This window comes from Nocardioides sp. GY 10113 (assembly GCF_004919105.1).
In the GTDB taxonomy this organism is placed as follows: Bacteria; Actinomycetota; Actinomycetes; order Propionibacteriales; family Nocardioidaceae; genus Nocardioides.
This window is the reverse complement of sequence record NZ_STGK01000008.1, coordinates 59,310-85,549: the sequence shown is the minus strand read 5'-3', so window position 1 is coordinate 85,549 and position 26,240 is coordinate 59,310. Positions and strand designations below refer to the sequence as shown.

Here is a 26,240-nt window from a genome sequence, read left to right as displayed (position 1 = left end):
GCGGTCAGTGGGCGGTCAGGCCAGCTGTCGCGGGTCGGGGGAGGGTGAGGTGGTGGTCGAGGACGCGGTGCCACTTCAGGCGCGGCAGCTCGGGATGGACGGCGGCCAGCCCGGCGCCGTACTTGGAGATCCGGACCGGGCGGGTGCCGCGGCGCCACAGCAGCCGGTCGAGCTCGCCGGGGGTGGCGCCGGACTTGGTCTCGACGATGGCGGCGGTCTCGGCGCCGCCGGACCGGCCGGTCAGCAGCGAGCGGACCACCAGGTCCCGGTCGATCGTGGCGCGGGCGCCGGAGGGGAGCAGCAGGGTGCCGCGCCGGTACGTCGTCTCCAACGTGGGGCGGAGCGCGGCGGCGGCCCCGGCGCCGATCCGCGCGGCGACCAGGCTTCCCGCGTCGGGCGAGCCGACGGGGACCCGCTCCTTCACGGTGGTGCCGCGTGAGCCGCGGGTCTTCACCTCCAGGTAGCCCTGGCCGGTGTCGAGGTACTCGCGGGTGCGGACCTTCCAGCGCAGCCGCCGGCCGCGGCCGGCCGCGTGGAAGCTGGCGAGGTCCGGGGTGTCGCGGTAGACCGACCGGTAGCGCTGGCTGCGCTGGCCGTCGATCTCCAACGCGCGGGTCTCGTCGGGGAGCGCCTGCAGGAGGTCGGCCAGCGCGTCGAGCGGTACGACGTACTTGCGATCCACGCGGGTCAGCAGGGCCGCCCGGGCGACCAGGTCCTCCAGCGCGATCGGCGGGAACGAGGCGATCGGGTCCGCGGCGCGGCGCAGCGCGGGCGTGCTCATCGGACGACCTGGGTGGCAGGGGAGGTGATCTGGGCGCGGTGGCGGACGCGGACCAGGGTGGTGTCGTCGGCCAGGTCGAGCTTGACCACGTCGATGCCGAGCACCTCGGTGCCGAGCAGCTGCGCGACGTGGGCGGTGAGCGCGGTCGGGTCGGCGTACGCGCGGTCGAGGCGGATCTGGCTGGTCGCGGTCCGCGGCGACACGGCGGGGTGGTCGCCGATCGCGACGGCCGCCACGATGGCCGCCATCAGCGCGACGCCGAGCCAGGTCGGGGAGATCGCCAGCCCGCCGAGCAGGCCGAGGGCGAGCGCCGCGAAGTAGTACGCGATCTCGCGCTGGGCGAGCTCCTCGGAGCGGAGCCGGATGATCGACAGCACGCCGAAGAGGCCGAGGCCCAGGCCGGCGCCGATCGTGGCGCTGGAGAGCGCCATGGTCACGCCGAGGACGCCGATGTTGACCGTCAGGTACGCCACGACGAGCTCGCGACGCCCGTCCCGGTGCCAGAAGAGCCCGAAGACGAGGACGGTGAGCGCGAGCAGGTCTGCCGCGACGAGGGGGTAGGACATCGAGTGGGCTCCCGGGTGACGGTCGGTGAACGAACGACCTCATTCAGCCACCCGAGCCTGGGTGCGACGCCTGCCCGGCCTGTGAGCCATCTGTGAGTCCGCGGCGGGGTGCTGGGGCCACGCCCGTGGTGGGGTCGTGTGCCTGGGACCCACGCTGAGCGGGTTCTCAGGCACACGACCCGCCGCGGCGGGGGGACGGCGCGTGGCCACTAGGCTGACGACGTGCCCGACCGCCCGAACGCCGACCCCTGGCACACCGCCGACCTCGACCTCGGCGCCTACCTGGATCGCGTCGGTCTGGCCGACCTCGACCCGGCCGCGTTCGAGCCGGACCTGCTCGCGCTGGGCGCGCTGCACGAGGCGCATGTGCGCACCTTCACGTTCGACAACATCGACGTGCTGCTCGAGCAGCACCCCGGCGTCGGCCTCGCCGCGGTGCAGGAGAAGTTCCTGGGCCGCGGACGCGGCGGCTACTGCTTCGAGCACGCCACCCTCTTCGCCGCCGTGCTCGAGCGCCTCGGCTACGCCGTACGACGCCACCTCGGCCGCGTGGACACCGGGACCGACGCGATCGGCGCGCGCACCCACATGACCGTGGCGGCCCGGGTGGCCGGCCGGTGGTGGCTGTGCGACCCCGGGTTCGGGATGAGCCTGATCCGGCCGATCCCGCTCAGCGACGGCGTCGAGGCCGACCACTACGGCTGGCGCAGCCGCGTGGCGGCGGCCCCCGAGGGGTGGGAGCTGCACCGTCTGGGCGACGGTGGCTGGCAGCGGCTCCACTCGGTCGACGCGCTGACGGTGCACCCGATCGACCCGGTCGTCGGCCATCACTTCACCAGCACGTTCCCCGGCTCGCACTTCAGGTCGGGCCTGATGGTGGCCCGGTACCTGGCCGACCGGCACGTGACGCTCACCCACGAGAGCGTCACGATCCGGAGGGCCGGCGAGCCGACGCAGCGCGAGCGAGTGGGCCCCCTCGAGCTCGGCGGCTGGCTGGACGTGCTCGAGGTGCCGCTGACCGATGACGAGCGCACCCGCCTGCTGGCCCGCTGCGCGGACCTGTCGGTCGGGGCCGGTCGATGAGCGGGACGGGCAACGGGCCGTCCTTGCCGCGCGTCGCCGTCGGTGCGCTCGGCGGCACCATCGCGATGACCTCCGCCGACGGCCGTGCGGTCGCGCCCACCATGACCGCGGACGACCTGGCCGCCGCGGTGCCCGGGCTGGCCGACATCGCGGACCTGAGCGCGGAGACGCTGGCGATGCTCCCCAGCGGTTCGCTGACCGAGTCGATGGTGCTGGCAGCGCTCGCCTGGGCGCGGGCCGCGGTGGCGGACGGAGCCGTCGGCGTCGTCCTGACCCAGGGGACCGACACCCTGGAGGAGTCCGCCTACCTGCTCGACCTCGCCTGGGACCTGCCCGAGCCGCTGGTGGTGACCGGTGCGATGCGATCGCCGCAGGCCCCCGGGGCGGACGGGCCGGCCAACCTGACCGCGGCGGTGACCTGCGCAGCGGCCGAGGCCTCGCGCGGTCGGGGGGTCCTGGTCGCCTTCGACGACGAGATCCACCTGGCTCGCTGGGTGGCGAAGGCGCACTCGATCTCCACCGGGGCCTTCCGCTCGCCCGCCTTCGGGCCGGTCGGCCGGGTCGTGGAGGGCGTGGCGACGTACGGCGTCACCGTCCGCCACCCCGCCCCTCTGGCGCTGCCGGACCCGACGACCACCGTGCTGCCGAGGGTCCCGCTGGTCAGCACCCACCTCGGCGACGACGGTGCGCTGCTCGACGTGCTGACCCGGCACGGGGGAGTGGACGGTGTGGTGGTCGCCGGCTTCGGCGCGGGCCACGTGTCAGCGGCGATGGCCGAGGCCGTCGGCCGGGCCGCCGAGGTGATGCCGGTGGTCTTCGCCTCCCGCACCGGCTCGGGGCCGACCGGACGAGCGATGTACGGCTACCCGGGCTCCGAGGTCGACCTGGTGGCCCGCGGAGCGGTCGCCGCCGGCTGGTTGACGCCGGTCAAGGCGCGGCTGCTGCTGTGGGCCCTGCTGGCCGCGGGGCGGCGCGGTGACGTCGCCGACGCGTTCGCGGATCGCGGCCAGCCGTAGCCCCGGCCCCTGCCGGCGCGGAGGCGCTCAACACCCGTCCGGCGCGGGTAGCTCCCGATACCGCGCCAGACGGGTGACGCAGATCACATTTCCGTGAGCGGGGCGATTTGTCCAGCCCGCGGCGGTGGGGCTGCCACGGGGCCGTCGTTGGGCCGTCGGCGGGCCGTCAGCGGGCCCGGCGCAGGGCGGCCCGGTCGGCGTTGCGCCGGATGGCCGAGGCGAACGTTCCGAACAGCGCCGGCGGCAGGTCGTGCCCCATCCCGGCCACGAGCACCAGCTCGGAGCCGCGGATCGCGGCGGCGGTCGCGCGGCCGCCCGAGACGTGGACCATCCGGTCGGCCATGCCGTGCAGCACCAGGGTCGGGGTCCGCAGCGTGCGGAGTGCCGCGGTCCGGTCAGGCTGGGTGAGGATCGCCAGCATCTGGCGCAGTACGCCGTCCGGCGTGAAGCCCCGGTCGTAGGTGAGGCCCGCGCGCTCGACCAGCCTCGCCGGATCCGTGGGGTAGCCGGGCGAGCTGATCGCGCTCCAGACCCGCTGGCTGGTGGCGATGTACTCCTCGCGCCCTCCGCGACGCCGGGCGGCGAGCATCGGCAGCAGCGAGGGGTGCGGGAGGCCGACGCCGCGCCGCCCGGTGGTGGACATGATGCTGGCCAGGCTGCGCACCCGGTCGGGCGCGCCGACGGCCAGCGTCTGGGCGATCATCCCGCCCATCGACACCCCGGCCACGTGCGCGGAGCCGATCCCCAGGTGGTCCAGCAGTCCGGAGGCGTCCTCGGTGAGGTCGGCCATCGAGTACGGCGCCCGGGCCCGGCCGGTCAGGAACGCCTGCGTCAGCTGGTGCGGAGCGACACGGCCGGGGATCCGGCTGGAGCGACCGGTGTCGCGGTTGTCGTAGCGGATGACGTAGAAGCCGAGGCCCGCCAGCTGCTGGCAGAGCGCGGTGTCCCACCAGGTCATCGGGCCGCCCAGGCCCATCACCAGCAGCAGCGGCTCGTCGGTCGGGTCGCCGAACGTCTGGTAGCACAGCTCGACCCCGCCGGGCAGCGGCGCCAGCAGCTCCTCGGAGGCGATGTGTTCGGGCGTCATTCGTCCAGTGTGCCGACAAATCTGGATGGAATCTGTTTCAAGAACGTAACATGAATGATGTGACGCAGATCATGGCGGGCTTCCTGATGCCCGAGGGCTTCGCACGGCCCCCGCTGGCCGCGCTGCTGCGCGAGGGGACCGTCGTCGGCGAGGCCGGGCGGGCGGCGCTGCACGCGTCGTCGCGGCGACGGGAGCGTCGTCGTACGTCGTACGCCCGGCGTGCTGTGTCCCGTGCCCACGACCCCGTGCTGCTGGTGCCGGGCTTCCTCGCGGGGGACTGGACGCTCGCGGCGATGGCCCGCGGGCTGCGCGCCGAGGGCTACCGGACCTACCGCTCGGGCATCCACGCCAACGTCGGCTGCGTCCTCGACGCGGCCGAGCTCGTCGAGTCCCGGCTGGAGGAGATCGCCGAGCGCCGCGGGGCCAAGGTGCAGCTCGTCGGGCACAGCCTCGGCGGCATGATCTCGCGCGGTCTGGCCGTGCGTCGTCCCGATCTGGTGGCGGGCATCGTCACGCTGGGCTCGCCGATGCGCGCCCCCGCGGCGCATCACAAGGTGCTCAGCGGCGGTGTCCGCCTCCTCAGCAAGCTCAGCGAGGTCGGCGTGCCGGGGGTGATGTCGGCCGAGTGCGTCGCCGGCTCCTGCGCCGAGCTGAGCTTCACCGAGAGCCAGCAGCCGTTGTCCGGGGTCGCGATGACGAACATCTACTCCCGCGGCGACGGCATCGTGGACTGGCGGGCCTGCATCGACCCCGAGGGTCGGGCGATCGAGGTCAAGGGCTCGCACGTCGGCCTGGCCCTGGATCCCGGCGTCTTCCGCCGAGTGCACGAGGCGCTCGAGCTGCAGTCCTCGGCGCCGGTGTCCGGCACGCGCGGCCTGGTCGCCACCGCCTGACTGCCGCCGCCTGACCGCCGCCGCGACGTCACCGCCCGCGGGCGCGGCGCTCAGCGCGCCGCGGCGGGCTCCGGCGAGGGTGAGGCCGCGGGCGCCGTTGCGCTGAGCGTCGTACGTCGCTCGAGACGGCGCACCTCGCCGGAGAACAGCGCGGCCAGCGCGGTCGCGCCCATTACCGCGGCGACCACCGCCAGCCACGCGTGCAGCCCCACGGCCAGCGCGATCGGGCCCGCCAGCGCCAGCCCGAGCGGTCGTGCCACGAACGAGCCGGCGGCGTCGAAGGAGTAGACGCGGGCCAGCTTGTCGGGGTCGACGTTCTGCTGGATCGAGAGGTCCCAGAAGACGTCGAAGACCTGCAGGCCGAAGCCGTGCAGGAACGCGCCGGCGAGCACCGGCCACAGGTGGTCGGAGAGCGCCATCGCGAGCGGGAACAGCGCCGTCATGCTGAGCAGCACGGTCCCGACGCGGAGCAGGCGCCGCGGTCGCCAGCGCAGGCAGAGCAGTCCGCCGACGACGAAGCCGGCCATCAGCGTGCCCATCGCCAGGCCCCAGGCCTCGCGTCCGAACGCGTCGCCGATCACGATCGGCCCGAGCACGCCCTGGGCGCCGCTCCAGACGAGGTGGCAGATCAGCGCCTGGCCGATCAGCAGCCAGAGCCAGCGGTGCGCGAAGACCTCTCGCGCGCCGTCGCCGAGGTCGGCGAGCATCGAGCCCCGCTCGCCGTCGGGCACGCTGTGCGCCACGCGCAGTGCGGCGAAGCACAGCGCCGCCACGGCGTACGTCGCCGCGTCGACGGCGATCGCCCAGCCCGGGCCGACGGTGGCCACGAGGAGCCCGCCGGCCACGAAGCCGACCGTGGCCGCCGAGGTCTGGAGCAGGGCGCGCAGCGAGACGGCCGAGCCGAGGTCGCCGGGCGGCACGGTCAGTCGGGTCATCGCGCGGGAGGACGGGTTGCTGAGCGCGGAGAGGCAGCCGTTGAGCGCGCCGATCACGCCGAGCATCGGGATGGTCGCCCAGCCGCCGATCAGCGCCGCGGCGATGACCACCTGGGTGAGGGCGCTGCCCAGGGCCGACCCCTCGAGCATCAGCTTGCGCGAGACCCGGTCGCCGAGCACTCCTCCGAAGAGCGAGGTCACCACCTCGGTGAGCGCGAACGCGGCGACCACCAGCCCGAGCTCGGTGGCCGACCCGCCGAGGTCGAGGACGGCGAAGGCGAGCGCGATCGGGGTGATCGCGTTGCCGAGCGCGCTGGTGGCGCTCGCGGAGACGAGCAGCCGGTAGTCGCGGTGGCGGAGCGCGGCGGGGAGATGCACGGACGAATATTAGTTCGCTAGCGAACTATTCGCCAGCGAAGGGTCGCTAGGCTCGGCGCATGACTGATCCGGCGGAGAGGGTGGACGGGAACGATCGGCCGGACTGGGCCGACCGGCACGTCGCGCGGTGGCGCGACCACTGGGCCGACCTCACCTTCGAGGACGACGTCGAGGCGATCGTGGTGCGGATCGGCCGCCTCCGGCGACACTTCCAGGCGACCGCGCAGCGGGCGCTGGCCGAGGTCGGCCTGGCGGATCACGAGTACGAGACCCTGCACCAGCTGATGGTGCGCGACACCCCCGGCCGGGCCAGCCCGTCGGCGCTCGCGGCCGACCTGGGGATCAGCAACGCCGGGATGACCGGACGCCTCGACGCACTGGAGCGGGCCGGCTGGGTCCGACGCACCACCTCGCCCGAGGACCGACGTCGGGTGAGCGTCGAGGTCACCGAGGCCGGGGAGGCGCTGTGGAAGCGGGCGATCCGGCGCCAGGGCGCCGCGGAGGGCGACGTGGTGCACGCCCTCGACCCCGCGGAGCGGGCGGCGCTGGCCGGGCTGCTGCGGAAGCTGACCCTGGTGGCTGAGGGGGACGAGTAGCCCGGGCCGTCACGTGGCGGCCCGGGCGTGCTCAACCCCCGCTCGGCGGGGCCCAACCCCGGCTCGGCGGTGGGCTCAGTCGAAGTCGATGCTGGAGAAGCTGCGCAGCTTGCTCAGGCGGTGCTCGGAGGTGATGGTGCGGGTGGTGCCGCTGCGCGAGCGCATCACCAGCGACTGGGTGACCGCGCCGCCGGCGCGGTAGCGGACGCCCTTGAGCAGCTCGCCGTCGGTGATGCCGGTGGCGACGAAGAAGCAGTCGTCCCCGGTGACCAGGTCGTTGGTGGTCAGCACGTGGTCGGGGTCGAGGTTGTGGCCGGCGTCGATGGCGCGCTGGCGCTCCTCGTCGTCGGTCGGCCACAGGCGACCCTGGATCACGCCGTCGATGCACTTCATCGCGCAGGCGGTGATGATGCCCTCCGGCGTACCGCCGATGCCCATCAGCAGGTCGATGCCGGTGTCGGGGCGGCCGGCCATGATCGCGCCGGCCACGTCGCCGTCGCTGATGAACTTGATCCGGGCGCCGGTGGCGCGGATGTCGTCGACCAGCTGGCTGTGGCGGGGGCGGTCCAGCAGCACCACGGTCACGTCCGACGGGTTGGAGCCCTTGGCCTTGGCGACCTGGTGGATGTTCTCGGCCACGGGGTAGCGGATGTCGACCACGTCGGCCGCCTCCGGGCCGGTGACCAGCTTCTCCATGTAGAACACCGCGGAGGGGTCGTACATCGAGCCCCGCGGGGAGACCGCGAGCACCGAGACGGCGTTGGTCATGCCCTTGGCGGTCAGGGTGGTGCCGTCGATCGGGTCGACCGCGACGTCGCAGGCAGGGCCGGTGCCGTCGCCGACGGACTCGCCGTTGTAGAGCATCGGGGCGTTGTCCTTCTCACCCTCACCGATGACCACGGTGCCGTCCATGCCGATGGTGGAGATCATCACCCGCATGGCCTGCACGGCGACGTCGTCGGCCCCGTTCTTGTCGCCGCGGCCGACCCAGCGGCCGGCGGCCATCGCGGCCGCCTCGGTGACCCGGACCAGCTCCAGGGCGAGGTTGCGGTCGGGGGCGGGCGGGTGCACGGCCAAGGCGTCGCTCATAGGGCGGATACTAACCGGCGTCGGCCTCCACGTCGTACGACGTGATCGCCGTCTCCTTCACCGCGACCCAGACCGGGCGGCCCGGGGTGAGGGCCAGGTCCCGGGTCGCGGCCGGCGTGACGTCGGCGATCAGCGAGCGCTCGGCCCGCAGCTCGATCTGGAGCCGGATCGCGTCCCCGTGCGGGGCGGCGCTGCGGACGACCCCTGGCCAGCGGTGGCGCGGTGAGCCCTCCGGCTCGTGCAGCGAGACCGAGACCGCGGCGGGCGGGAACGCGCGGATGCGGGACCCCTCGCGCATCACGTTGAGGCCGACCAGCCGCGCGGCGTGCTCGGTCAGCGGCCGGGCGGCGACCTCGGCGGGCGGCCCGGCCTGCTCCAGCCCGCCCCGGTCGAGGACCAGGACGTGGTCGGCGAGGGTGAGCGCGTCCAGCGCGTCGTGGGTGACCAGGAACGTGGTGCCGCCGTACGCCGCCAGGTGCTGGGCGAGCTCGATCCGCAGCGCCGCCGCGACGCCCACGTCGAGGCCCGTGAACGGCTCGTCGAGCAGCAGCAGGTCCGGCTCGCAGGCCAGTGCCCGGGCGATCGCGACCCGCTGCGCCTGGCCGCCGGAGAGAGCCCCGGGCCGCCGGTCGGCCAGGTCGCCGACGCCGAGGCGGTCCAGCCACTCCTGAGCGGCGCTGCGCGCCGCGGCCCGCGGCACCCCCCGCGAGCGCGGACCGAAGGCGACGTTCTCCCGGGCGGACAGGTGCGGGAACAGGCGCCGGTCCTGGAAGACCACCCCGACCCGGCGTCGCTGGGCCGGCAGCGCGAGCAGGTCGGTCCCGCCGAGCAGCGCCGAGCCCGCGGCGGGCAGCAGGCCGGCCAGCGCCTGCACCAGCGTCGACTTGCCCGCGCCGTTGGGTCCGACGACCGCCACGACGCCGCCCCGCGGTACGTCGAAGGCGAGGTCGAGACGGTCCGGCACGGCGACGCGGACCGACAGGCGCTCGCCCGTCGCCCCGCTCACGCCGTCACCAGCCAGCGGTCCCGCAGCGCCACCAGGATCCCGATCGAGACGGCCAGCATCACCAGGCTCAGCGCGAGCGCGGTGTCGCCGTCGGCCTGGCGTGCGACGTAGATCAGCGTCGGCATCGTCTGGGTGGTGCCCGGGTAGTTGCCGTTGAACGTGATGGTGGCCCCGAACTCGCCCAGCGAGCGGGCCCAGCCGAGCACCATCCCGGCGGCGATCCCGGGCAGCGCCAGGGGGACCGTGACGCGGCGGAAGGTGGTCCAGCGCGAGGCGCCGAGGGTGGCGGCAGCGGCGTCGTACTCCTGTCCGGCCGACCGCAGGCCGCCCTCGATGCTGATCACGACGAACGGCAGGGAGACGAAGACGTGGGCGAGCACCACGCCCCAGGTCGTGTAGGGGAAGGCGAACCCGGTGGCCTCCAGGAGCGGCCCGCCGAGCAGGCCGCCCCGCCCGAACGCCTCGCGCAGCGCGATGCCGGCGACCACCGGCGGCAGGACCATCGGTACGGTGACCAGTGCCCGGACCAGGCGGCGACCGCGGAACGCGACGCGGGCCAGCAGCCACGCGAGCGGCAGCCCGAGCACCAGGCAGACGATCATCGCGAGGGTCGAGGTGAGCACCGAGAGCCAGAGCGCGTCCTGCAGCGCGGGGGAGCGGAGGGCGTCGAGGAGCGCGGCGGGGTCGGCGGCGGCCACCATCGCGGCCAGCGGCACCAGCAGCAGCGCCACCGCGAGGGCGGCGGGGACGACCAGCGCCACCGGCACGCGCCCCAGCGGGTCGGCGGTCCGGGCGGTCATGGGAGCTCGAACCCGGCACGTCGCAGCGCCGCGCGACCGGAGGCGCCCGTCACCAGGTCGACCCACGCCCTGGCGAGGTCGGGGTCGGTGCTCTGGTCGAGCTCGCTGACCAGGTACGTCGTCTGCTCGCGCTCCGCGCCCGGGATCGTGACGGTCTCCACGTCCGCGCCCGCGGCGGCCGCGTCGGTCGCGTAGACCAGGGCGGCGTCCGCCTCGCCGGAGGTGACCTTGTCCAGCGCGGCCCGCACGTCGACCTCCAGGCTGGCCGGCTCGGCGTCCACCGCGTGATCCGCGAGCACGGCGGTGGCCACGCGCCCGCAGGGCGCCTCGTCGGCGCAGCGCACCCAGGTGGCGTGGGCCAGGTCGTCGAGGGACGTGACCCGGGCCGGGTTCCCCGGCGGGGTCACGATCACGAGCACGTTGCTGGCGAGGGGCCGGGGGTGGGCGGCCGCGCCGGCGGCGGTGGCGACCGCCATCGAGGCCTCGTCGGCGGTGGCGAGCACATCCCCCGGAGCGCCGTCGGCGGCCTGCTCGGCGAGATCGGTCGAGGAGCCGAAGGAGAGGGCGACGTCGACGCCGTGCTCCGCCTCGAACTCCGTCGCGAGGTCGCCGAAGACGTCGGTGAGGCTGGCGGCCGCGAGGATCCGGACGGTCTCCGGGGCGGCGCCGCACCCGGCGAGCGCGGGCAGCGTGGCGCCGAGCGCGAGCAGGGCGGCGAGCGTGCGCCGCGTGGGGCGACCGGCGCGGCGGCGAGGGCGGTGGGGCATCGGGTTCCTGTCGGCGTCAGCGCCGCTCGACGACGACGTTGGTGGACTTCACCGAGGCGATCGCCCGCACGCCCGGCTCGAGGCCGAGCTCGGTCGCGGCCTCGGCGCTCATCAGGGAGACGATCCGGTACGGGCCGCAGACCATCTCCACCTGCGCCATCACGGTGTCGCGGACGACCCGGGTGACGATCCCGGACATCCGGTTGCGGGCGCTGACGCTCGCCGCGCGGGTCCGGTCGCGCTCGTCCTCGTCGGCGCGGGAGGCGGCGAAGGCGGCCAGCTCGCTGCCCGCGATGGTGGGTCGCCCGTCGCCGGCGATGCTCGGCAGGCGACCGTCGTCGATCCAGCGGCGCACCGTGTCGGCGCTGACGCCCAGCACCTCGGCGGCCTCGGGGACCCGGTACACGGTCATGGCGGCCACTGTTCCGCATCTGCGGCCATCTGTCACCGGAGCCGGGCCGCATCTGCGGCAGAAGGCGACAGATCTGGCCGCTGATGCGGCTCTTTGGTCCCACCTGCGGGCGTCGGGGACAATGGCGGTGATGAGCACCGAGACCACCCCGACCCCGCAGGCCTCCGGCAAGGCCGGCCGCTACCAGCGCTCCACCTCGGGGCTGGTCGTCTCCCTCGTGGTGACGGTGCTCGCCCTCGGCGGCCTGCTCGGGTTCATGGGCCTGTTCCGCGAGAGCCCCGAGTACGAGCCCCAGTCCATCGACTACCTCGGCTCGGTGGCGGCCGCCCAGGGCGCCGGCGTCAAGCCGACGTACCCCGCGGAACTGCCCGCGGGGTGGACCGCGACCGGCGTGGACCTCGACGGCTCCGACACCGATGCCTTCGGCCTGAACCTGCTCACCGACGAGGGGCAGTTCGTCGGGATCCGCCAGGCGGACGACTCCCCGGGATCGCTGGTCCGCGCCTGGGTCGACGAGGAGCCGGCCGAGGCCGACCCCTACCGAACGGACGCGGCCGACGCGGTCGCGGCGGAGTGGGACGGCTACGCCGACGACGGCGGTGACACCGGCTACGTGGCCGAGATCGGCAAGGTCAGCGTGCTGGTCTACGGCTCGGCCCCCGCAGCGGACCTGCAGGAGGTCGTCGACCTGCTGACCCGTGAGCCCGTCGAGGGCTGACCGGACGAGGCTCAGGTCGGCGCGGGATCAGTCCGCGTCGGGGGCGTCCTCGCTCGCCGCGTCGCCGGCGATCACCAGGTCCAGGCGCTCCCGGGCGCCGTCCAGCCAGGTCTGGCAGATCGTGGCCAGCCGCTCGCCGCGCTCCCACAGCGCCAGCGACTCCTCCAGCGTGGTGCCGCCGCTCTCCAGTGCCGCGACCACCTCGACGAGCTCGGCCCGGGCCGCCTCGTAGGAGAGCTCGGCCTCTTCACTGCTGCTCATCGGGTTCCTCGTTTCCGCTGCCGCCCTCGGGGCTGATCTCGCTGGTGATGTCCGTGGTCGTGACGTGGATGCGGCCGTCGGCCACGCGGACGCTCATGGTCGCCCCCGGCGCCAGGCCGGCGACGCTGGTGACCACGTGCCCCTCGGCGTCCTGGAGGACGGCGTAGCCGCGCTGGAGCGTTGCCAGCGGGGAGAGCGCGCGGGCCCGCGCCCGGTGGTGGCCGACGTCGTCGGCGGCACGGTCCAGCCGGTGGCCCAGGGTGCGTCGCATCCGGTCGCGGTAGCCGACCAGCTCCGCGGAGCGTGCGTCGAGCAGCACCCGCGGGTCCGCCATCGCCGGCCGCGAGCGCAGGCCGTCGAGCCGGGTCTGCTCGTGGGCGATCCAGCCCGCCAGCGCGCGCCGCAGCCGCGCGCGGGCGTGGTCCAGCCCGGCGACCTCGGTCGCCATGTCCGGCACGACCAGCTTGGCGGCGTCGGTCGGGGTGGAGGCGCGCACGTCGGCGACCAGGTCCAGGTGCGGGGTGTCGGGCTCGTGGCCGATCGCGGAGACCACCGGGGTGCGCACCGCCGCGACCACCCGGATCAGCCCCTCGTCCGAGAACGGCAGCAGGTCCTCCACGGAGCCTCCGCCGCGGGCGACGACGATCACGTCGACCTCCGGGTGGGCGTCGAGGCGGCGTACCGCGTCGATCACCTCGGCCGCCGAGCGCGTCCCCTGCATGGCCGCGTACGCCGTCTCGAAGACCACGCCGGGCCAGCGGCGGGTGGCGTTCTCCACCACGTCCCGCTCGGCCGCGGAGCCGGGGGCGGTGACCAGGCCGACCCGCCGGGGCAGGAACGGCAGCGGGCGCTTCCGCTCGGCCGCGAACAGCCCCTCGGCGGCCAGCAGCTGCCGGCGGCGCTCGAGCCGCGCGAGCAGCTCGCCGACCCCGACCATCCGCAGCTCGCGGGCCTGCAGCGACAGCGTGCCGCGGTTGGCGTAGTACGACGGCTTGGCCTGGATCAGGATGCTCGCGCCGTCCTGCAGCGGCCCCTCCAGGCTGTCGATCAGGACGCGGGAGCAGGTCACCGTCACTGACACGTCGGCGACCGAGTCGCGCAGCGTCAGGAAGACGGTGGCCATCCCCGGGCGGCGACTGATCTGGGCGACCTGACCCTCGACCCAGACCACGCCGAGACGGTCGACCCAGCCGGCGATCGCGTTGGCGATCTGCCGGACCGGTGCCGGCTTCTCCGGTGAGGTCTCCATGGTCACGCCGCCGAACCTATGTGATGGCCCCGACGATGCGGACGCGACGCCCCGCTGCGCCGGTCGCGGTGTGCTCAGCGGCCGCCCGTCGCCGTAGGCTGCGGCGGTGCGGATCCGGATCGACCTCGCCTACGACGGCACCGACTTCAAGGGCTGGGCCAGCCAGCCCGCGCTCCGCACCGTCCAGGGCGAGCTGACGGCGGCGCTGCACACGGTGCTGAGGGTCCCGCCCGGCACCCTGCAGGTCACCTGCGCGGGGCGCACCGACTCCGGCGTGCACGCCCGGGGGCAGGTCGCCCACTGCGACCTGCCGCCCGAGGTGGTCGAGCGGCTGCCCGAGCGGCTGGAGTCGGTGACCCGCCGGCTCAACGGCGTGCTCGACCCGGACCTGCGGATCCATGCGATCCGACCGGCGCCCGAGGGCTTCGACGCCCGGTTCGCGGCGACCTGGCGGCGCTACGCCTACCGGATCGCCGACCGGCCGGAGCTGGTCGACCCGCTGCGCCGCCGCCACGTGCTGACCTGGCCGCGGGCGTTGGACCTGGACGCGATGAACGCCGCGGCCGAGGCGCTGCTCGGGCTCCACGACTTCGCCGCCTTCTGCAAGCAGCGCGAGGGGGCGACCACCATCCGCACCCTCCAGGAGCTGCGCTGGAGTCGCGACGCCGACGGGATCGCGGTGGGCCACGTGAAGGCCGACGCGTTCTGCCACTCGATGGTGCGGGCGCTGGTCGGCTGCCTGATCGCGGTCGGGGAGGGGCGCCGCGAGCCGTCGTGGGCCGGGGAGATCCTGTCCGGGCGGCGCCGCGACCCGCAGGTGGTCGTGGTGCACGCGCACGGGCTGACCCTGGAGGAGGTCGGCTACCCCGACGACGCCGACCTGGCGGACCGGGTGCTGCTCACCTCCGCCAAGCGCACCGAGGAGGAGACCCATGGCTGAGACCGAGGACCACTACTTCTCCGCGGACCCGGCGGCGCCGTTCGAGCGCGTCCCGGTCCGCGCCTCGGTCTGGGGCCTCGACCTGTCGCTGACCAGCGGGTCCGGGGTCTTCGCCCGCGGCCGCCTGGACGTCGGCACAGCGGTGCTCTTCCGCGAGACCGAGCCGCCGAACGGCGGGCGGATCCTCGACCTCGGCTGCGGGTACGGCGTGATCGGGCTGGCCTGCGCGCTCGCCGCCCCCGGCTCCACCGTCACGGGCGTCGACGTGAACCGCCGCGCGCTGCTGCTGGCGAACGAGAACGCGGCCGCCCTCGGCCTCGGCGGCCACTACGCCGCCGTCGAGCCCGACCAGGTGGACCCCGACGCCGTCTTCGACGAGATCTGGTCCAACCCGCCGATCCGGATCGGCAAGGAGGCGCTGCACGCGCTGCTGCTGACCTGGCTGCCGCGCCTGGTCCCCGGGGGCCGGGCGGTGATGGTGGTCGGCAAGAACCTCGGCGCGGACTCGCTGCAGCGCTGGCTCGTCGAGCAGGGCTACCCGACCGAACGGCTGGCCAGCGCGAAGGGGTTCCGGATCCTCGAGGTCCGCCGCCCCGCCGCCGACTGAGGCGCGGGGCCGCCCGCGGTCGAGCCTCGAGACCGGCGGCGCCGGGCGGCGTGGGTGGGGTGGTTTCGAGGCTCGCTTCGCTCGCACCTCAACCACCGGTGGCCGGGTCGCTCGCACCTCAACCACCGGTGGCCGGGTCGTTCGCACCTCAACCACCGGTGGCCGGGTCGTTCGCACCGTGACCACCGGTCGCCGGGACCTCTCGGGACCTTCGACGGTGCCGGTCGCCGCCGCGCCGACCTAGCGTGGAGAGCGAGCCGAAGGCCGGCCCAGGACAACGCTGTCGAAGGGAATCCCCATGCGCGCCATCGTCTTCGAGAAGTTCCAGTCCGACCCGGTGCTGACCGAGGTCGAGAAGCCGATACCCGGCCCCGGGGAGGTGCTGCTCAAGGTCGCGGGCGCCGGTGCCTGCCACTCCGACATCACCATCTTCCGCGTCTTCGACGCCGAGACCGCGCCGCCGCAGATGCCCCCGCCGTTCGTGCTCGGGCACGAGAACTCGGGGTGGGTCGAGGAGATCGGCGCGGGGGTGACCGGCGTCGAGGTCGGTGAGGCGTTCCTGGTCTACGGCCCGATCGGCTGCGGCCGGTGCCCGGCCTGTGCCCGCGGCCAGGACACCTACTGCGAGAACGCCGCGACCATGCCCTACCTGGCCAGCGGGTTGGGCCGCGACGGCGGGATGGCGGAGTACATGACCGTGCCGGCGCGCAACCTGGTGCCGCTCGGCGACGCCGACCCCGTCGCCGCTGCACCGCTCACGGACGCCGGCCTGACGCCGTACCACGCGATCAAGCAGGCGCTGCCGCAGCTGGCCGGCGGCGGGAAGCACGCCCTGGTGATCGGGCTCGGCGGGCTGGGCCAGATGGGCGTGCAGATCCTGACCGCCCTGACCGGCGCCACCGTGATCGCCACCGACATGCGCGAGGACGCGATGCGCCGCGCCGAGCAGGCGGGCGCGGTGACCGTTCCCGGCGGGGAGGGACAGGCCGAGCGGATCCGCGAGCTCACCGGCGGCAAGGGCGTGGACGCCGTCTTCGACTTCGTCGGCGCCGCGCCGACCATCGCCCTGGCGATGCAGACCGTGGCGATGCGCGGTCGGGTCACCGTGGTCGGGATCGCCGACGGCAGCTTCGAGTGGAGCTTCTTCGGGGTGCCCTACGAGGTCGAGCTGACCAGCACCTACTGGGGCACGCTCGAGGACCTGCACGAGGTCGTCGCGCTCTACCGGTCGGGCCGGATCACGCCCGAGGTCGAGGTCTACGCCCTGGACGACGCGCTGGAGGCCTACCGCCGGCTCGAGGCCGGCGAGCTGAGCGCCCGGGCCGTCGTCGCGCCCTGGGGGAGCTGACCCCTCCGCTGGTCGAGGCGCGGCGCCGGGGCGCCGAGCCTCGAAACCGAGGCGCGGGCGGCGGCGCGGTGGTTTCGAGGCTCGCTGCGCTCGCACCTCAACCACCGGTTGGCGCGGGCGGCGGCGCGGTGGTTTCGAGGCTCGCTGCGCTCGCACCTCAACCACCGGTTGGCGCGGGCGGCGGCGCGGTGGTTTCGAGGCTCGCTGCGCTCGCACCTCAACCACCGGTTGGCGCGGGCGGCGGCGCGGTGGTTTCGAGGCTCGCTGCGCTCGCACCTCAACCACCGGTTGGCGCGGGCGGCGGCGCGGTGGTTTCGAGGCTCGCTGCGCTCGCACCTCAACCACCGGTTGGCGCGGGCGGCGGCGCGGTGGTTTCGAGGCTCGCTGCGCTCGCACCTCAACCACCGGTTGGCGCGGGCGGCGGCGCGGTGGTTTCGAGGCTCGCTGCGCTCGCACCTCAACCACCGGCCGTCAGGGGGTGACGGCGGTCGCGCGGAGCAGCTGATCGGCGACCTCGTCGCCCGCCGGGAGGCGCTTCCACAGCACCCGGAGCACGTCGGCGGCCGGGCCGGCCACCACGCCGTACGGCTCGCCCTCGCCGAGGTCGACGGTCTCGTCCACGTCGGGGGCGATCAGGCGCAGGGTGCCGGGCATCGGCTCGGTCCGGCCGAGGCGCACCTGGCGCGGGTAGAACATCGTGGCCACCTCGGCGACGCCGTCCCAGGCCAGCGCCGGGTCGATCCGCCACTCGGCACCGCGGCCCTGGGAGGCCAGCGCGTCGTAGAGGTGGAGCGTGGTCTCGTGGACCTGCCGGCGGAACCAGAACGACGCGGTGTGCTCGGGGCCGAAGGTCCACGCGGGGTCGTGCGCACCGGTGGTCCGCAGCACCGTCAGCAGTCGCTCCGCCGCCTCCCGGTACGCCGGCACCAGCGCCTCGCGGTCGAGCGCGACCGGGGGCGCGGTGCCCTTCGGGTCGCCCTCGGTGATCGCGTGCGCGGCCCAGAGGTGGACGCCGCGCAGGTGGTCGGCGAGGTCGGCCAGCGTCCAGTCGGGGCACGCCGGGACTCCTGCGTCGAGGTCGCCGTCGGCCAGGACGGCCGCGAACTCCGAGGTCGCACTGGCCAGCAGGTCGGTCCACTCCCGGGCATCCAGCATGGGCCCGATCCTGGCACTGCCGCGCCGCGATCGCACCGCCGGGGAATCCAGGTGCCGTCACCCGGGGTGCCCTGCGAGAATCGATGACCGTGGGTCACGTGGAGGTTGCCGGTGTGCGCTACGAGCTGCCCGACGGGCGGGTGCTGCTCGACGACGTCTCGTTCCGCGTCGGCGACGGCCAGAAGGTGGCCCTGGTCGGGGCCAACGGCGCCGGCAAGACGACGCTGCTGCGCCTGGTCACCGGCGAGCTGACCCCGCATGCGGGCTCCGTGGTCCGCAGCGGCGGCCTCGGGGTGATGCGGCAGATGGTGGACCGGGTGCCCGGCCGCGACGGCCACCCGCCGACCGTGGCCGACCTGCTGCTCGACCTGGCCCCGGAGCCGGTACGACGGGCGGCGGCCGAGGTCGACCGCTACGAGCGGCTGCTGATGGACGCCGACGACGAGGCCACCCAGCTCGGGTACGCCGCCGCGCTGGCCGACTACGGCGACGCCGGCGGCTACGACGTCGAGGTGGTCTGGGACGTCTGCACCGTGCGTGCCCTCGGCATCCCGTTCGACCGCGCCCGCCACCGCGAGCTGCGCACGCTCTCGGGGGGTGAGCAGAAGCGGGTGGTGCTGGAGTACCTGCTGGCCGGCCCCGACCAGGTCCTGCTCCTCGACGAGCCGGACAACTTCCTCGACGTGCCGGGCAAGATCTGGCTGGAGCGGCGGATCGCCGCGTCGGAGAAGACGATCCTCTTCATCAGCCACGACCGCGAGCTGCTGGCCAACGCCGCGACCCGGGTGGTCACCGTCGAGCTGGGCGCCGGCGGTGGCGGCAACACCGTCTGGACGCACCCGGGCGGCTTCGCGTCGTACCACGAGGCGCGCAAGGACCGGTTCGCGCGCTTCGCCGAGCTGCGGCGCCGCTGGGACGAGGAGCACGCCAAGCTCAAGGCGCTGGTCCTGATGTACAAGCAGAAGGCGGCGTACAACGACGGACTGGCCTCGCAGTACCAGGCCGCGCAGACCCGGCTGCGGAAGTTCGAGGAGGCCGGCCCGCCGACGGAGCAGCCGCGCGAGCAGCAGGTCACGATGCGGCTGAAGGGCGGCCGCACCGGCAAGCGCGCGGTGGTCTGCGAGGGCCTGGAGCTGACCGGGCTGATGCGGCCGTTCGACCTCGAGGTCTGGTACGGCGAGCGGCTGGCCGTGCTCGGCTCCAACGGCTCGGGCAAGTCCCACTTCCTGCGGCTGCTGGCCGCCGGCGGCAGCGACCCCGACGTCGACCACCGCCCGGTCGGCGACGTGGAGGTCGCCCCGGTCGAGCACCGCGGACGGGCCCGCCTCGGCGCCCGGGTCCGGCCGGGCTGGTTCGTGCAGACCCACGAGCATCCCGAGCTGGTCGGACGCACCCTGCTGGAGATCCTGCACCGCGGCGACGGCCACCCGGGCGGGCGGCAGGGGATGGGGCGCGAGCAGGCCGCGCGGGTGCTGGACCGCTACGAGCTGGCCTCCTCCGGCGAGCAGCGGTTCGAGTCGCTCAGCGGCGGCCAGCAGGCCCGGTTCCAGATCCTGATGCTGGAGCTGTCGGGCGCCACGCTGCTGTTGCTCGACGAGCCCACCGACAACCTCGACGTGCAGTCCGCCGAGGCGCTGGAGGACGCCCTGGAGGCGTTCGCCGGCACGGTCGTCGCGGTCACCCACGACCGCTGGTTCGCCCGCGGCTTCGACCGGTTCGCGGTCTTCGGCTCCGACGGCACGGTCTACGAGTCCGACGAGCCGGTGTGGGACGAGACCCGGGTGAAGCGCGCCCGGTGACCGAGCTGACGATCCGTCCCGTCGACGTCGACAGCGACGCCGACCTCGCGACCTGGACGGCGGTGGTCAACGCCGTCGACCTCTTCGAGCGCGGCGAGCATGCCACCCCGTGGGCGCTGCAGGAGGTCACCGCCGACCTGCGGGCGGTCCGCAAGGACCGCCGGATGGACGCCCACCTCGCCCTCCTCGACGGCGAGCCGGTGGCGGCCGGGCTGGTCGAGCTGCCGCTGCTGGACAACCTCTCGGCGGCCGAGATCGGGGTCTGGGTGCTCCCCGAGCACCGCCGGCGCGGCCACGGCAGTGCCCTGCTCGCCGTCCTCGAGGCGGCCGCCCTGGCGCACGGTCGGACCCGGTACGACGCGTTCACCGACTGGGCCTACGCCGGCCCCGAGGACGGCGCCGGCGTGCCGGGGGTGGAGTTCGGGCGGCGCCACGGCTACGCGTTCGGGCTCGGCAACATCCAGCGCGAGGCACGGCTCCCGGTCGACGCGGACCTGCTGGACCGGCTCGCGGCCGGGGCCGCGCCGCACGCCGCGGCGTACACGCTGCGCTCGATCGTCGGACGCTTCCCCGACGGGCCCGGCGACGAGGAGCTGCTGGTCGGCTACCTGTCGCTCGCGGCGCGGCTGTTCACGGAGGCGCCCTCGGGGGACCTGGAGGTCGAGGACGAGGCGGTCGACCTCGAGGCCTTCCGCGCCTCGGAGGAGGTGCTCGCCGCCCAGGGGCGGACGGCGGTGCGCACGCTGGCGGTCGCCGGTGACGGCGAGGTGGCCGCCTACACCGACCTGGTGGTGCCGAGCGCCGACACCTCGGCCGTCTTCCAGTGGGGGACGCTGGTCGACCCGCGCCACCGGGGCAGCCGCCTGGGCCTGGCGGTCAAGGTCGCCAACCTGATCGCCCTCCAGGAGCGCCCCGACCTCGGCGGGGGATTCGCCGGCCGCCGCCTGGTGACGTGGAACGCCGAGGTCAACACGCACATGATCGCCATCAACGAGGTGTTCGGCTTCGTGCCGGTCGCCCGCGGCGGCGAGCTGCAGAAGAAGGTGTCCGGGGCGCCGTGAGACGGCGCGCGGTCCGGCACCGGTCGATCTTCCCGGACGGGGATTGGAGGACAACCGTTCCGGGTACCAGGGCGTCGTCATGATGATGCAGAGGACCTTCCCGGAGGAGTCGGCGATGAGCGGTGCGGGCGGTGCCGGACGACGTGGCAAGCACGCGGGCCACGCGGTGGCGGTGCGCCATGACGGCCGGACGACCCCCGGTTCACGACGGCACCGCCGGGAGCCGAGCGCGGTCGGGATCCTCGGCCGCTGGAAGGTGCGCCTCGCCCGGCTCTGACAGCGTTCCTGACCGCCGGGTCCGCCCTCGCGTAGCGGCGCCCCGGCGCGCCAGGGGTATTGCCCCCTGTGGCGCAGGGGTGGCAATCTCACCCGAGTGACCATTGGTGCAGGTCGGCCGGAGCCTGACGCTGCAGATCCCGCCGAGGACCACGGGTTCTTCGGACATCCGAGGGCGCTGGCGAACCTCTTCGGCGTCGAGATGTGGGAGCGGTTCAGCTTCTACGGCATGCAGGGCATCCTGCTGATCTACCTGTACTACTCCGCCGCCGAGGGCGGCCTCGGCATCGACAAGGCCACCGCCACCGGCATCGTCGGCGCCTACGGCGGCATGGTCTACCTGGCGACCATCCTCGGCGCCTGGATGGCCGACCGGCTGATCGGCTCCGAGCGGACGCTCTTCTACGCCGCGATCCTGGTGATGAGCGGTCACATCGCGCTCGCGGTGATCCCCGCGCTCGCCGGCGTCGGCGTCGGCCTGGTGCTGATCGCGCTCGGCAGCGGCGGCGTCAAGGCCAACGCGACCTCCCTGGTCGGCTCGCTCTACTCCGAGCACGACGAGCGGCGCGACGGCGGGTTCTCGCTGTTCTACATGGGCATCAACCTGGGCGCCTTCCTCGGCCCGCTGCTGACCGGGTGGCTGCAGAAGAACGAGGGCTTCCACTGGGGCTTCGGCGCCGCGGCGGTCGGCATGGCCTTCGGTCTCACCCAGTACGCGCTGGGCCGCAAGCGGCTGCCCGAGAGCACCCACCACGTGCCCAACCCGCTCAGCCCCGCCGAGCGGGTCCGGTACGGCGCGATGGGGCTGGGCGCCCTGGTCCTGGTCGTCGCGCTGGTGGCCGTCGGCTGGATCGACACCGACAACCTCTCCGACTGGGTCGTGGGGATCACCCTGGTCGCCGCGATCGGCTACTTCGCGCTCCTGCTGACCAGCGCCCACGTGACCGCCGTCGAGCGCAGCCGGGTCTGGTCGTTCGTCCCGCTCTTCGTCATCAACGCCGTCTTCTGGTCGCTCTACCAGCAGCAGTTCACGGTGGTCACGATCTACTCCGACGAGCGGCTCAACCGGACCATCTTCGGCTGGGAGATGCCGGTCTCCTGGGTGAACTCGATCAACCCGGTCTTCATCATCCTGCTGGCGCCGGTCTTCGCCGCGGTGTGGACCCAGCTCGGGCCGCGCCAGCCGTCCACGCCCGTGAAGTTCGGCATCGGCACCGTGATCATGGGCTGCGCGTTCCTGCTGTTCCTGCCGATGCCCTCCGGCGTGAACACCGTCCCGCTGATCGCGCTGGTGATCATCCTGCTGGTCTTCACGATCGCCGAGCTGTTCATCTCCCCGTCCGGCCTGTCGTTGTCGACCAAGCTCGCGCCCGCGCAGTTCAAGACGCAGATGGTGGCCATCTACTTCCTCTCGGTCGCGCTCGGCACAGCGATGTCGGGCACGCTCGCCGAGTACTACGACCCCGACGACGAGACCGGCTACTTCCTCGCCATCGGGCTGGTCGCGATCGCCGCCGGCACCCTGCTGCTGCTGTTCACCAAGCCGATCCGGCGGCTGATGGCCGGCGTGCACTGACGGGACGGCCTACGCCGCTCGCCCTGGTCGTCCCGGATGGCGGCACGTGGCGTGTGGAGACCATCGCGTCGTGCGACGGCCTGGCCCCCTGACATCGGAGGCCCTGGCCGCCCGCGAGCTCGCGCCACCGTCCGCGGCGCGAGCCGGCCTCACTGCGTGGTGGTCATCCCCATCCGGGCCAGCACCGCGTTCTCGAGCAGCTGCACCAGGTTGTAGACGATCAGCGTGCCGAACGTGATCAGCGCGATCGCGGACCACAGCTCGTCGTACTGGATCGAGGAGGTGAACCGCGGGATCGCGCCGCCGACGCCCTTGCCGGTGGAGAGCCACTCGGCGAGCATCGCGCCGGTGACCGCGCCGGGCACGGAGACCCGGGCTGCGGCGAAGATCGACGGCAGCGCCCCGGGGACCGCCACCTTCAGCAGGGACGCCCAGTCCGAGCCGCCGTAGACGTGGACCAGGTCGATGCTGTCGGGGTTGGCCCGGCTCAGGCCGAACAGCACCGAGGCGAGCGCGGGGAAGAGCACCACGATGCTGCCGATCACCGCCACGGACGAGACCGTGCCGCGCCCTGTGATGAGCAGGAGCGCCGGCGCGATCGCCACCAGCGGCACGCTGCGCAGGAAGAGCGCGAACGGCATCACGCCGGCCTCGACGGTCTTCGAGAGCGTGAACAGCAGGGCGAGCACGATGGCGATCGTCATCCCGGCCGCGAAGCCGATCAGGGCGTCGATGGCGGTCTGGCCGACCAGCGGCAGCAGCGCGGCGCGGTGCGCCGCGGCGGTGTCGTCGGCGTCGGCTCCCGGCTGGTCGACGAAGAGGAAGTTCCAGACGTCGGCGGGACCCTTCGCGGTGAACGACGAGACGTCCACGACGGCGAGCAGCAGCTGCCAGCCGAGCAGCACCACCACGATGGTGACGACGGCGCCGAAGAGGGCGTCGCCGAGCGCGCGGAGCAGGGCCGCACGGCGCTCGCGGCGCAGCCGGCGAGCGCGGTCCTTCCCGGTCGGCGCTGCGGGCGGGGCGGTGGTCGTGGCGGCGGTCATCGCGTCCTCCCGGAGACCCAGGGCGTGACCACGCGGGCCACCAGGCCGAGCAGGCCGTAGCCGATGAGCGCGACCAGTGCGCTGAGCAGGAACAGCGCCCAGAGGCGCTCGGAGTCGAGCACCTGCTGGAACTTGATCAGCTGGGTGCCGACGCTCACGTCGATCTTGCCCATGTACTCGCCGAGCACCGCGCCGAGCAGTGCCGTCGGCACCGCGATCTGCAACGCGTTGAGGATGGCCGGCAGGGCGGCCACGAGGCGCACCTTCCGCAGCTGGGTGACCCGGCCGCCGCCGTAGACCGAGATCAGGTCGAGGCTGGCCCTGTCGGCGGAGCGGAATCCGAGCAGCGCCCCGACCACGGTCGTGAAGAAGCAGCAGAGGGCCGCCAGGAAGACGGCGGTGGAGGAGCGTCCGCCCGGCTCGTCGGCGCCGCCGAGGACGATGATCGCGATGCCGCCGACGGCGACGATCGGCAGGCAGTAGGTGACCACCGCGATCTGCACGATCACCCGCTCCAGCCAGGGCGCCACGAGTACCAGCGAGGCGAGCAGGAGAGCCAGGCCGTTGCCCCACAGGAAGCCCACCAGCGCCTCGGAGATGGTGACCTGGAAGATGTTCCAGTACGGCGCGAAGCCGTCCGAGGCCATCGTGGAGAGCACCGCCCACGGGGTGGGCAGGGGCGTGTAGGTGGTGCCCGGCTCGGGCCGGAACACCAGGACGGCGAGCAGCCACCAGGCGCCGAGCACCACGGCCAGGCCGATCAGCCCGGCCAGCCACCGTGGCACCCCGCGGGCGCGGTCCGCGCCGGCCACGCTCAGGCCTCGGCCTCGGCGCGGCCGTCGGCGCCGAAGAGCAGCTCGGAGGCCTGGTCGACCAGGGCGTGGAACTCGGGGGTGCGCATCATCTCCGGTGTGCGCGGGCGCGGCAGCGTCACGTCGATGACGGCCTTGATCCGCCCCGGACGCGGCGACATCACCGCGACCTTGTCGGCCAGGAAGATCGCCTCCGAGATGCCGTGGGTGACCAGGAGCGTGGTCGCCGGCTTCTCGGTCCAGATCCGCAGCAGCTCCAGGTTGAGGTTCTGCCGGGTCATGTCGTCCAGCGCGCCGAACGGCTCGTCGAGCAGCAGCACCGAGGGCTTCAGGGCCAGTGCGCGGGCGATGGAGACGCGCTGGCGCATGCCGCCGGAGAGCTGAGCCGGCCGGGCGTCCTCGAAGCCGGTGAGGCCCACGAGCTCGATCAGCTCGGCGATGTAGTCCTTGTCGACGCTGCGGCCGGCCACCTCGAACGGCAGCCGGATGTTCTTGCGGACCGTGCGCCACGGCAGCAGCGCGTGGTCCTGGAAGGCGATGCCGAGCTCGCCGCCGCGTCGCAGCTCGCGCGGGGTCTTGCCGTCGACCAGCGCGGTGCCGCCGCTCGGCGACTCCAGGCCGGCCAGGATGCGCAGGATCGTGGACTTCCCGCAGCCCGACGGGCCGAGCAGCGCCAGGAACGAGCCCTGCTCGGTGTGCAGGTGGGCGTCCTCGAGGGCGACCGTGGTGCGCCCGCGGCTGCGGAAGGTCTTGGTGAGGTCGTCGATACCGATGCCGGTGCCCATGTGGGCACCGGCACCGGTGGCGTTGTCGAGAGTCATGAAGTGGTCGACGTTTCTCCGATGGGGAGTGGTCGGGCGTGGCTCAGGACAGGTAGTCCACGAGGTCGGGGTTCTCCGCGTAGATCTCCTCGAGGATCGAGGTGTCGAACAGGGCGTCGACGTCGACCTCCCAGCCGGCGGCGGCCAGCGACTCGACGGTCTGCGCCTTGAGCTCGTCGGAGATCGTGAACAGGCCGTTGGCCTCGGTCTCCTCGGTGGAGATGAGCTCCTTCTGCGCCTCCAGGCTGTCAGCGGTGGTGGCCGGCAGCGGGCCGAAGTTGGCGTTCAGGTCGCCGGCGTCGGCGCCCGCGTTGTAGAACTTCTCGACCAGCGAGACCGTGTCCGCGGTCGGCTCGGTGAAGACGTCGGACCAGCCCTGGATCTCGGCGGTCAGGAACGCCTTCAGCAGGTCGCGGTTCTCGGCCAGGAACTGGTCGGTGACGGAGAAGGTCTCGGCGACGTAGGGCACGCCGTTCTCGGCGTACGCGAGGTTGGTGACCGGCTGCTCGGCGCCGACCGTGATCGCCTCGTTGGTCAGGTAGGCCATGAAGCCGTCGACCTCGCCCTTGATCAGCGGGGTCGGGTCGAACTCGACCGGAACCACGGTCAGGTCGTCGCGGTCGATGCCGTTGGCGTTGAGCAGCGCGTTGAAGACGTTCTCGTTGGAGGCCTGGACGCCGATCTTCTTGCCGACCAGGTCCGCGGGCGTGCTGATGTCCGCGCCGTCCTTGAGGGAGAGGATCGTGAACGGGTTCTTCTGGAACGTGGCGCCGATGATCTTCAGCGGGGCGTCCTGCTCGGCGATGGCCGCGCCGATCGAGGCGGCGTCGCTCAGCGCCACGTCGACGGTGCCCTCGATCAGCTCGGCGACGCCGGTGCTCGGCCCGGCGATGGCCGTGACGTCGGTGATGCCGGCCTCGTCGTAGTAGCCCTTCTCGGTGGCGTAGAACTCGCCGGCGAACTCCTCGTTCTTGATCCAGGAGTACTGGACGGTGATCGAGGCGTCCGAGACGCCCTCGCCGTCGCTGCCGCTGCCGCTGGGCTCGTCGTCGGAGCCGCAGGCGGCCAGCGTGGCCGCGGACAGCAGCGTGGCGATGGTCAGGGCCGCGGCGCGGCGGGCGCGACGGGCGGGACGGTGGGCGAGCGACATCGAGTTTCTTCT

The 26,240-nt window shown here is 73.8% G+C and carries 28 protein-coding genes; 12 read left to right on the top strand and 16 right to left on the bottom strand.

Annotated elements, in window-relative coordinates; all coding sequences use genetic code 11:
- Positions 1 to 4: 4 nt before the first annotated feature.
- Positions 5 to 781 (bottom strand): polyphosphate polymerase domain-containing protein, encoded by a 777-nt coding sequence (locus tag E8D34_RS11695; protein WP_136594820.1) that lies wholly within the window; start codon positions 779 to 781, stop codon positions 5 to 7.
- Positions 778 to 1,347 carry a DUF4956 domain-containing protein gene (locus E8D34_RS11690; protein WP_136594819.1) on the bottom strand — a complete coding sequence of 190 codons (570 nt, stop codon included), beginning with the start codon at positions 1,345 to 1,347 and terminating at the stop codon, positions 778 to 780. The genes E8D34_RS11695 and E8D34_RS11690 overlap by 4 nt, the downstream gene beginning before the upstream one ends.
- Before the next feature lie 222 nt (positions 1,348 to 1,569).
- Here E8D34_RS11690 and E8D34_RS11685 point away from each other — a divergent pair, with 222 nt between their 5' ends.
- Positions 1,570 to 2,430, top strand: coding sequence for an arylamine N-acetyltransferase (locus E8D34_RS11685; protein ID WP_136594818.1), 861 nt, complete (start codon positions 1,570 to 1,572; stop codon positions 2,428 to 2,430).
- On the top strand, positions 2,427 to 3,446 hold the full coding sequence (locus E8D34_RS11680) for an asparaginase (protein WP_136594817.1): 1,020 nt from the start codon (positions 2,427 to 2,429) through the stop codon (positions 3,444 to 3,446). Before E8D34_RS11685 ends, E8D34_RS11680 begins: the two co-directional genes overlap by 4 nt.
- 166 nt (positions 3,447 to 3,612) lie before the next feature.
- Here E8D34_RS11680 and E8D34_RS11675 read toward each other — a convergent pair whose 3' ends face one another.
- Entirely contained in the window at positions 3,613 to 4,533 is a 921-nt protein-coding gene (locus E8D34_RS11675) for an alpha/beta fold hydrolase (RefSeq protein ID WP_136594816.1), read from the bottom strand.
- A gap of 59 nt (positions 4,534 to 4,592) precedes the next feature.
- Here E8D34_RS11675 and E8D34_RS11670 point away from each other — a divergent pair, with 59 nt between their 5' ends.
- Complete coding sequence (locus E8D34_RS11670; RefSeq protein WP_168929416.1) at positions 4,593 to 5,426, top strand: alpha/beta fold hydrolase; 834 nt, start codon at positions 4,593 to 4,595, stop codon at positions 5,424 to 5,426.
- A gap of 50 nt (positions 5,427 to 5,476) precedes the next feature.
- Here the strand turns inward: E8D34_RS11670 and E8D34_RS11665 are convergent, their stop codons facing one another.
- Positions 5,477 to 6,739: an MFS transporter gene (locus E8D34_RS11665; protein ID WP_136594814.1), complete on the bottom strand. Its 1,263-nt coding sequence runs from the start codon at positions 6,737 to 6,739 to the stop codon at positions 5,477 to 5,479.
- Positions 6,740 to 6,798: 59 nt separating this feature from the next.
- On the opposite strand from E8D34_RS11665, the gene E8D34_RS11660 reads away from it, so the two are divergent.
- Positions 6,799 to 7,335 (top strand): MarR family transcriptional regulator, encoded by a 537-nt coding sequence (locus E8D34_RS11660; protein WP_136594813.1) that lies wholly within the window; start codon positions 6,799 to 6,801, stop codon positions 7,333 to 7,335.
- A gap of 75 nt (positions 7,336 to 7,410) precedes the next feature.
- Here E8D34_RS11660 and glpX read toward each other — a convergent pair whose 3' ends face one another.
- Genes glpX through E8D34_RS11635 form a run of 5 tightly spaced genes read right to left on the bottom strand, consistent with a single transcriptional unit; the run spans position 7,411 to position 11,409 of the window.
- Complete coding sequence (gene glpX / locus E8D34_RS11655) at positions 7,411 to 8,424, bottom strand: class II fructose-bisphosphatase (protein ID WP_136594812.1); 1,014 nt, start codon at positions 8,422 to 8,424, stop codon at positions 7,411 to 7,413.
- A 10-nt stretch (positions 8,425 to 8,434) separates the two neighbouring features.
- On the bottom strand, positions 8,435 to 9,430 hold the full coding sequence (locus E8D34_RS11650) for an ABC transporter ATP-binding protein (protein ID WP_240771304.1): 996 nt from the start codon (positions 9,428 to 9,430) through the stop codon (positions 8,435 to 8,437).
- On the bottom strand, positions 9,427 to 10,230 hold the full coding sequence (locus E8D34_RS11645) for an ABC transporter permease (protein WP_136594811.1): 804 nt from the start codon (positions 10,228 to 10,230) through the stop codon (positions 9,427 to 9,429). The genes E8D34_RS11650 and E8D34_RS11645 overlap by 4 nt, the downstream gene beginning before the upstream one ends.
- Positions 10,227 to 10,997, bottom strand: coding sequence for a molybdate ABC transporter substrate-binding protein (modA, locus tag E8D34_RS11640; protein ID WP_136594810.1), 771 nt, complete (start codon positions 10,995 to 10,997; stop codon positions 10,227 to 10,229). Before modA ends, E8D34_RS11645 begins: the two co-directional genes overlap by 4 nt.
- Positions 10,998 to 11,013: 16 nt before the next feature.
- Positions 11,014 to 11,409, bottom strand: a complete 396-nt coding sequence (locus E8D34_RS11635; protein ID WP_136594809.1) for a helix-turn-helix domain-containing protein — start codon at positions 11,407 to 11,409, stop codon at positions 11,014 to 11,016.
- A gap of 130 nt (positions 11,410 to 11,539) precedes the next feature.
- Here E8D34_RS11635 and E8D34_RS11630 point away from each other — a divergent pair, with 130 nt between their 5' ends.
- Positions 11,540 to 12,127 carry a DUF4245 family protein gene (locus E8D34_RS11630; RefSeq protein ID WP_168929415.1) on the top strand — a complete coding sequence of 196 codons (588 nt, stop codon included), beginning with the start codon at positions 11,540 to 11,542 and terminating at the stop codon, positions 12,125 to 12,127.
- 27 nt (positions 12,128 to 12,154) lie between these two features.
- Here E8D34_RS11630 and E8D34_RS11625 read toward each other — a convergent pair whose 3' ends face one another.
- Both E8D34_RS11625 and xseA read right to left on the bottom strand, forming a co-directional pair.
- On the bottom strand, positions 12,155 to 12,388 hold the full coding sequence (locus E8D34_RS11625; protein WP_136594807.1) for an exodeoxyribonuclease VII small subunit: 234 nt from the start codon (positions 12,386 to 12,388) through the stop codon (positions 12,155 to 12,157).
- On the bottom strand, positions 12,375 to 13,643 hold the full coding sequence (gene xseA / locus E8D34_RS11620; RefSeq protein ID WP_136594806.1) for an exodeoxyribonuclease VII large subunit: 1,269 nt from the start codon (positions 13,641 to 13,643) through the stop codon (positions 12,375 to 12,377). Before xseA ends, E8D34_RS11625 begins: the two co-directional genes overlap by 14 nt.
- A 100-nt stretch (positions 13,644 to 13,743) precedes the next feature.
- Between xseA and truA the strand changes: the two genes are divergently transcribed.
- From truA to E8D34_RS11605, 3 genes are all read left to right on the top strand, one after another.
- Complete coding sequence (truA, locus tag E8D34_RS11615) at positions 13,744 to 14,577, top strand: tRNA pseudouridine(38-40) synthase TruA (protein ID WP_136594805.1); 834 nt, start codon at positions 13,744 to 13,746, stop codon at positions 14,575 to 14,577.
- Complete coding sequence (locus E8D34_RS11610) at positions 14,570 to 15,184, top strand: methyltransferase (protein ID WP_136594804.1); 615 nt, start codon at positions 14,570 to 14,572, stop codon at positions 15,182 to 15,184. The genes truA and E8D34_RS11610 overlap by 8 nt, the downstream gene beginning before the upstream one ends.
- A 298-nt stretch (positions 15,185 to 15,482) precedes the next feature.
- Positions 15,483 to 16,532 (top strand): NAD(P)-dependent alcohol dehydrogenase, encoded by a 1,050-nt coding sequence (locus tag E8D34_RS11605; RefSeq protein ID WP_136594803.1) that lies wholly within the window; start codon positions 15,483 to 15,485, stop codon positions 16,530 to 16,532.
- Between the two features lie 471 nt (positions 16,533 to 17,003).
- On the opposite strand, the gene E8D34_RS11600 is transcribed toward E8D34_RS11605, so the two are convergent.
- Entirely contained in the window at positions 17,004 to 17,687 is a 684-nt protein-coding gene (locus E8D34_RS11600) for a maleylpyruvate isomerase family mycothiol-dependent enzyme (RefSeq protein WP_136594802.1), read from the bottom strand.
- An 89-nt stretch (positions 17,688 to 17,776) separates the two neighbouring features.
- On the opposite strand from E8D34_RS11600, the gene E8D34_RS11595 reads away from it, so the two are divergent.
- The 4 genes from E8D34_RS11595 (at position 17,777) to E8D34_RS11580 (ending at position 22,399) form a co-directional block, all read left to right on the top strand.
- The gene (locus E8D34_RS11595; RefSeq protein WP_136594801.1) at positions 17,777 to 19,486 is read left to right on the top strand and encodes an ATP-binding cassette domain-containing protein; all 1,710 of its coding nucleotides are present in this window, start codon (positions 17,777 to 17,779) and stop codon (positions 19,484 to 19,486) included.
- Complete coding sequence (locus E8D34_RS11590) at positions 19,483 to 20,547, top strand: GNAT family N-acetyltransferase (protein ID WP_136594800.1); 1,065 nt, start codon at positions 19,483 to 19,485, stop codon at positions 20,545 to 20,547. The genes E8D34_RS11595 and E8D34_RS11590 overlap by 4 nt, the downstream gene beginning before the upstream one ends.
- 79 nt (positions 20,548 to 20,626) lie before the next feature.
- Positions 20,627 to 20,824, top strand: coding sequence for a hypothetical protein (locus E8D34_RS11585; protein ID WP_136594799.1), 198 nt, complete (start codon positions 20,627 to 20,629; stop codon positions 20,822 to 20,824).
- 96 nt (positions 20,825 to 20,920) lie between these two features.
- The gene (locus E8D34_RS11580) at positions 20,921 to 22,399 is read left to right on the top strand and encodes a peptide MFS transporter (protein WP_240771302.1); all 1,479 of its coding nucleotides are present in this window, start codon (positions 20,921 to 20,923) and stop codon (positions 22,397 to 22,399) included.
- 149 nt (positions 22,400 to 22,548) lie between these two features.
- Here E8D34_RS11580 and E8D34_RS11575 read toward each other — a convergent pair whose 3' ends face one another.
- Genes E8D34_RS11575 through E8D34_RS11560 form a run of 4 tightly spaced genes read right to left on the bottom strand, consistent with a single transcriptional unit; the run spans position 22,549 to position 26,228 of the window.
- On the bottom strand, positions 22,549 to 23,445 hold the full coding sequence (locus tag E8D34_RS11575) for an ABC transporter permease subunit (protein WP_136594798.1): 897 nt from the start codon (positions 23,443 to 23,445) through the stop codon (positions 22,549 to 22,551).
- Positions 23,442 to 24,257 carry an ABC transporter permease subunit gene (locus E8D34_RS11570; protein WP_240771301.1) on the bottom strand — a complete coding sequence of 272 codons (816 nt, stop codon included), beginning with the start codon at positions 24,255 to 24,257 and terminating at the stop codon, positions 23,442 to 23,444. The genes E8D34_RS11575 and E8D34_RS11570 overlap by 4 nt, the downstream gene beginning before the upstream one ends.
- A gap of 2 nt (positions 24,258 to 24,259) precedes the next feature.
- Positions 24,260 to 25,078: an ABC transporter ATP-binding protein gene (locus tag E8D34_RS11565; protein ID WP_136594797.1), complete on the bottom strand. Its 819-nt coding sequence runs from the start codon at positions 25,076 to 25,078 to the stop codon at positions 24,260 to 24,262.
- A gap of 43 nt (positions 25,079 to 25,121) precedes the next feature.
- The gene (locus E8D34_RS11560) at positions 25,122 to 26,228 is read right to left on the bottom strand and encodes an ABC transporter substrate-binding protein (RefSeq protein WP_136594796.1); all 1,107 of its coding nucleotides are present in this window, start codon (positions 26,226 to 26,228) and stop codon (positions 25,122 to 25,124) included.
- Between the last annotated feature and the right edge of the window lie 12 nt (positions 26,229 to 26,240).

Coding starts and splice junctions, on each gene's coding strand:
- modA (WP_136594810.1), bottom strand. CDS start 10,997: ATGCCCCACCGCCCTCGCCGCCGCGCCGGTCGCCCCACGCGGCGCACG.
- E8D34_RS11680 (WP_136594817.1), top strand. CDS start 2,427: ATGAGCGGGACGGGCAACGGGCCGTCCTTGCCGCGCGTCGCCGTCGGT.
- E8D34_RS11675 (WP_136594816.1), bottom strand. CDS start 4,533: ATGACGCCCGAACACATCGCCTCCGAGGAGCTGCTGGCGCCGCTGCCC.
- E8D34_RS11660 (WP_136594813.1), top strand. CDS start 6,799: ATGACTGATCCGGCGGAGAGGGTGGACGGGAACGATCGGCCGGACTGG.
- E8D34_RS11575 (WP_136594798.1), bottom strand. CDS start 23,445: ATGACCGCCGCCACGACCACCGCCCCGCCCGCAGCGCCGACCGGGAAG.
- E8D34_RS11560 (WP_136594796.1), bottom strand. CDS start 26,228: ATGTCGCTCGCCCACCGTCCCGCCCGTCGCGCCCGCCGCGCCGCGGCC.
- E8D34_RS11610 (WP_136594804.1), top strand. CDS start 14,570: ATGGCTGAGACCGAGGACCACTACTTCTCCGCGGACCCGGCGGCGCCG.
- E8D34_RS11565 (WP_136594797.1), bottom strand. CDS start 25,078: ATGACTCTCGACAACGCCACCGGTGCCGGTGCCCACATGGGCACCGGC.
- E8D34_RS11625 (WP_136594807.1), bottom strand. CDS start 12,388: ATGAGCAGCAGTGAAGAGGCCGAGCTCTCCTACGAGGCGGCCCGGGCC.
- E8D34_RS11635 (WP_136594809.1), bottom strand. CDS start 11,409: ATGACCGTGTACCGGGTCCCCGAGGCCGCCGAGGTGCTGGGCGTCAGC.
- E8D34_RS11645 (WP_136594811.1), bottom strand. CDS start 10,230: ATGACCGCCCGGACCGCCGACCCGCTGGGGCGCGTGCCGGTGGCGCTG.
- E8D34_RS11695 (WP_136594820.1), bottom strand. CDS start 781: ATGAGCACGCCCGCGCTGCGCCGCGCCGCGGACCCGATCGCCTCGTTC.
- E8D34_RS11585 (WP_136594799.1), top strand. CDS start 20,627: ATGATGATGCAGAGGACCTTCCCGGAGGAGTCGGCGATGAGCGGTGCG.
- E8D34_RS11630 (WP_168929415.1), top strand. CDS start 11,540: ATGAGCACCGAGACCACCCCGACCCCGCAGGCCTCCGGCAAGGCCGGC.
- E8D34_RS11690 (WP_136594819.1), bottom strand. CDS start 1,347: ATGTCCTACCCCCTCGTCGCGGCAGACCTGCTCGCGCTCACCGTCCTC.
- E8D34_RS11605 (WP_136594803.1), top strand. CDS start 15,483: ATGCGCGCCATCGTCTTCGAGAAGTTCCAGTCCGACCCGGTGCTGACC.
- glpX (WP_136594812.1), bottom strand. CDS start 8,424: ATGAGCGACGCCTTGGCCGTGCACCCGCCCGCCCCCGACCGCAACCTC.
- E8D34_RS11600 (WP_136594802.1), bottom strand. CDS start 17,687: ATGCTGGATGCCCGGGAGTGGACCGACCTGCTGGCCAGTGCGACCTCG.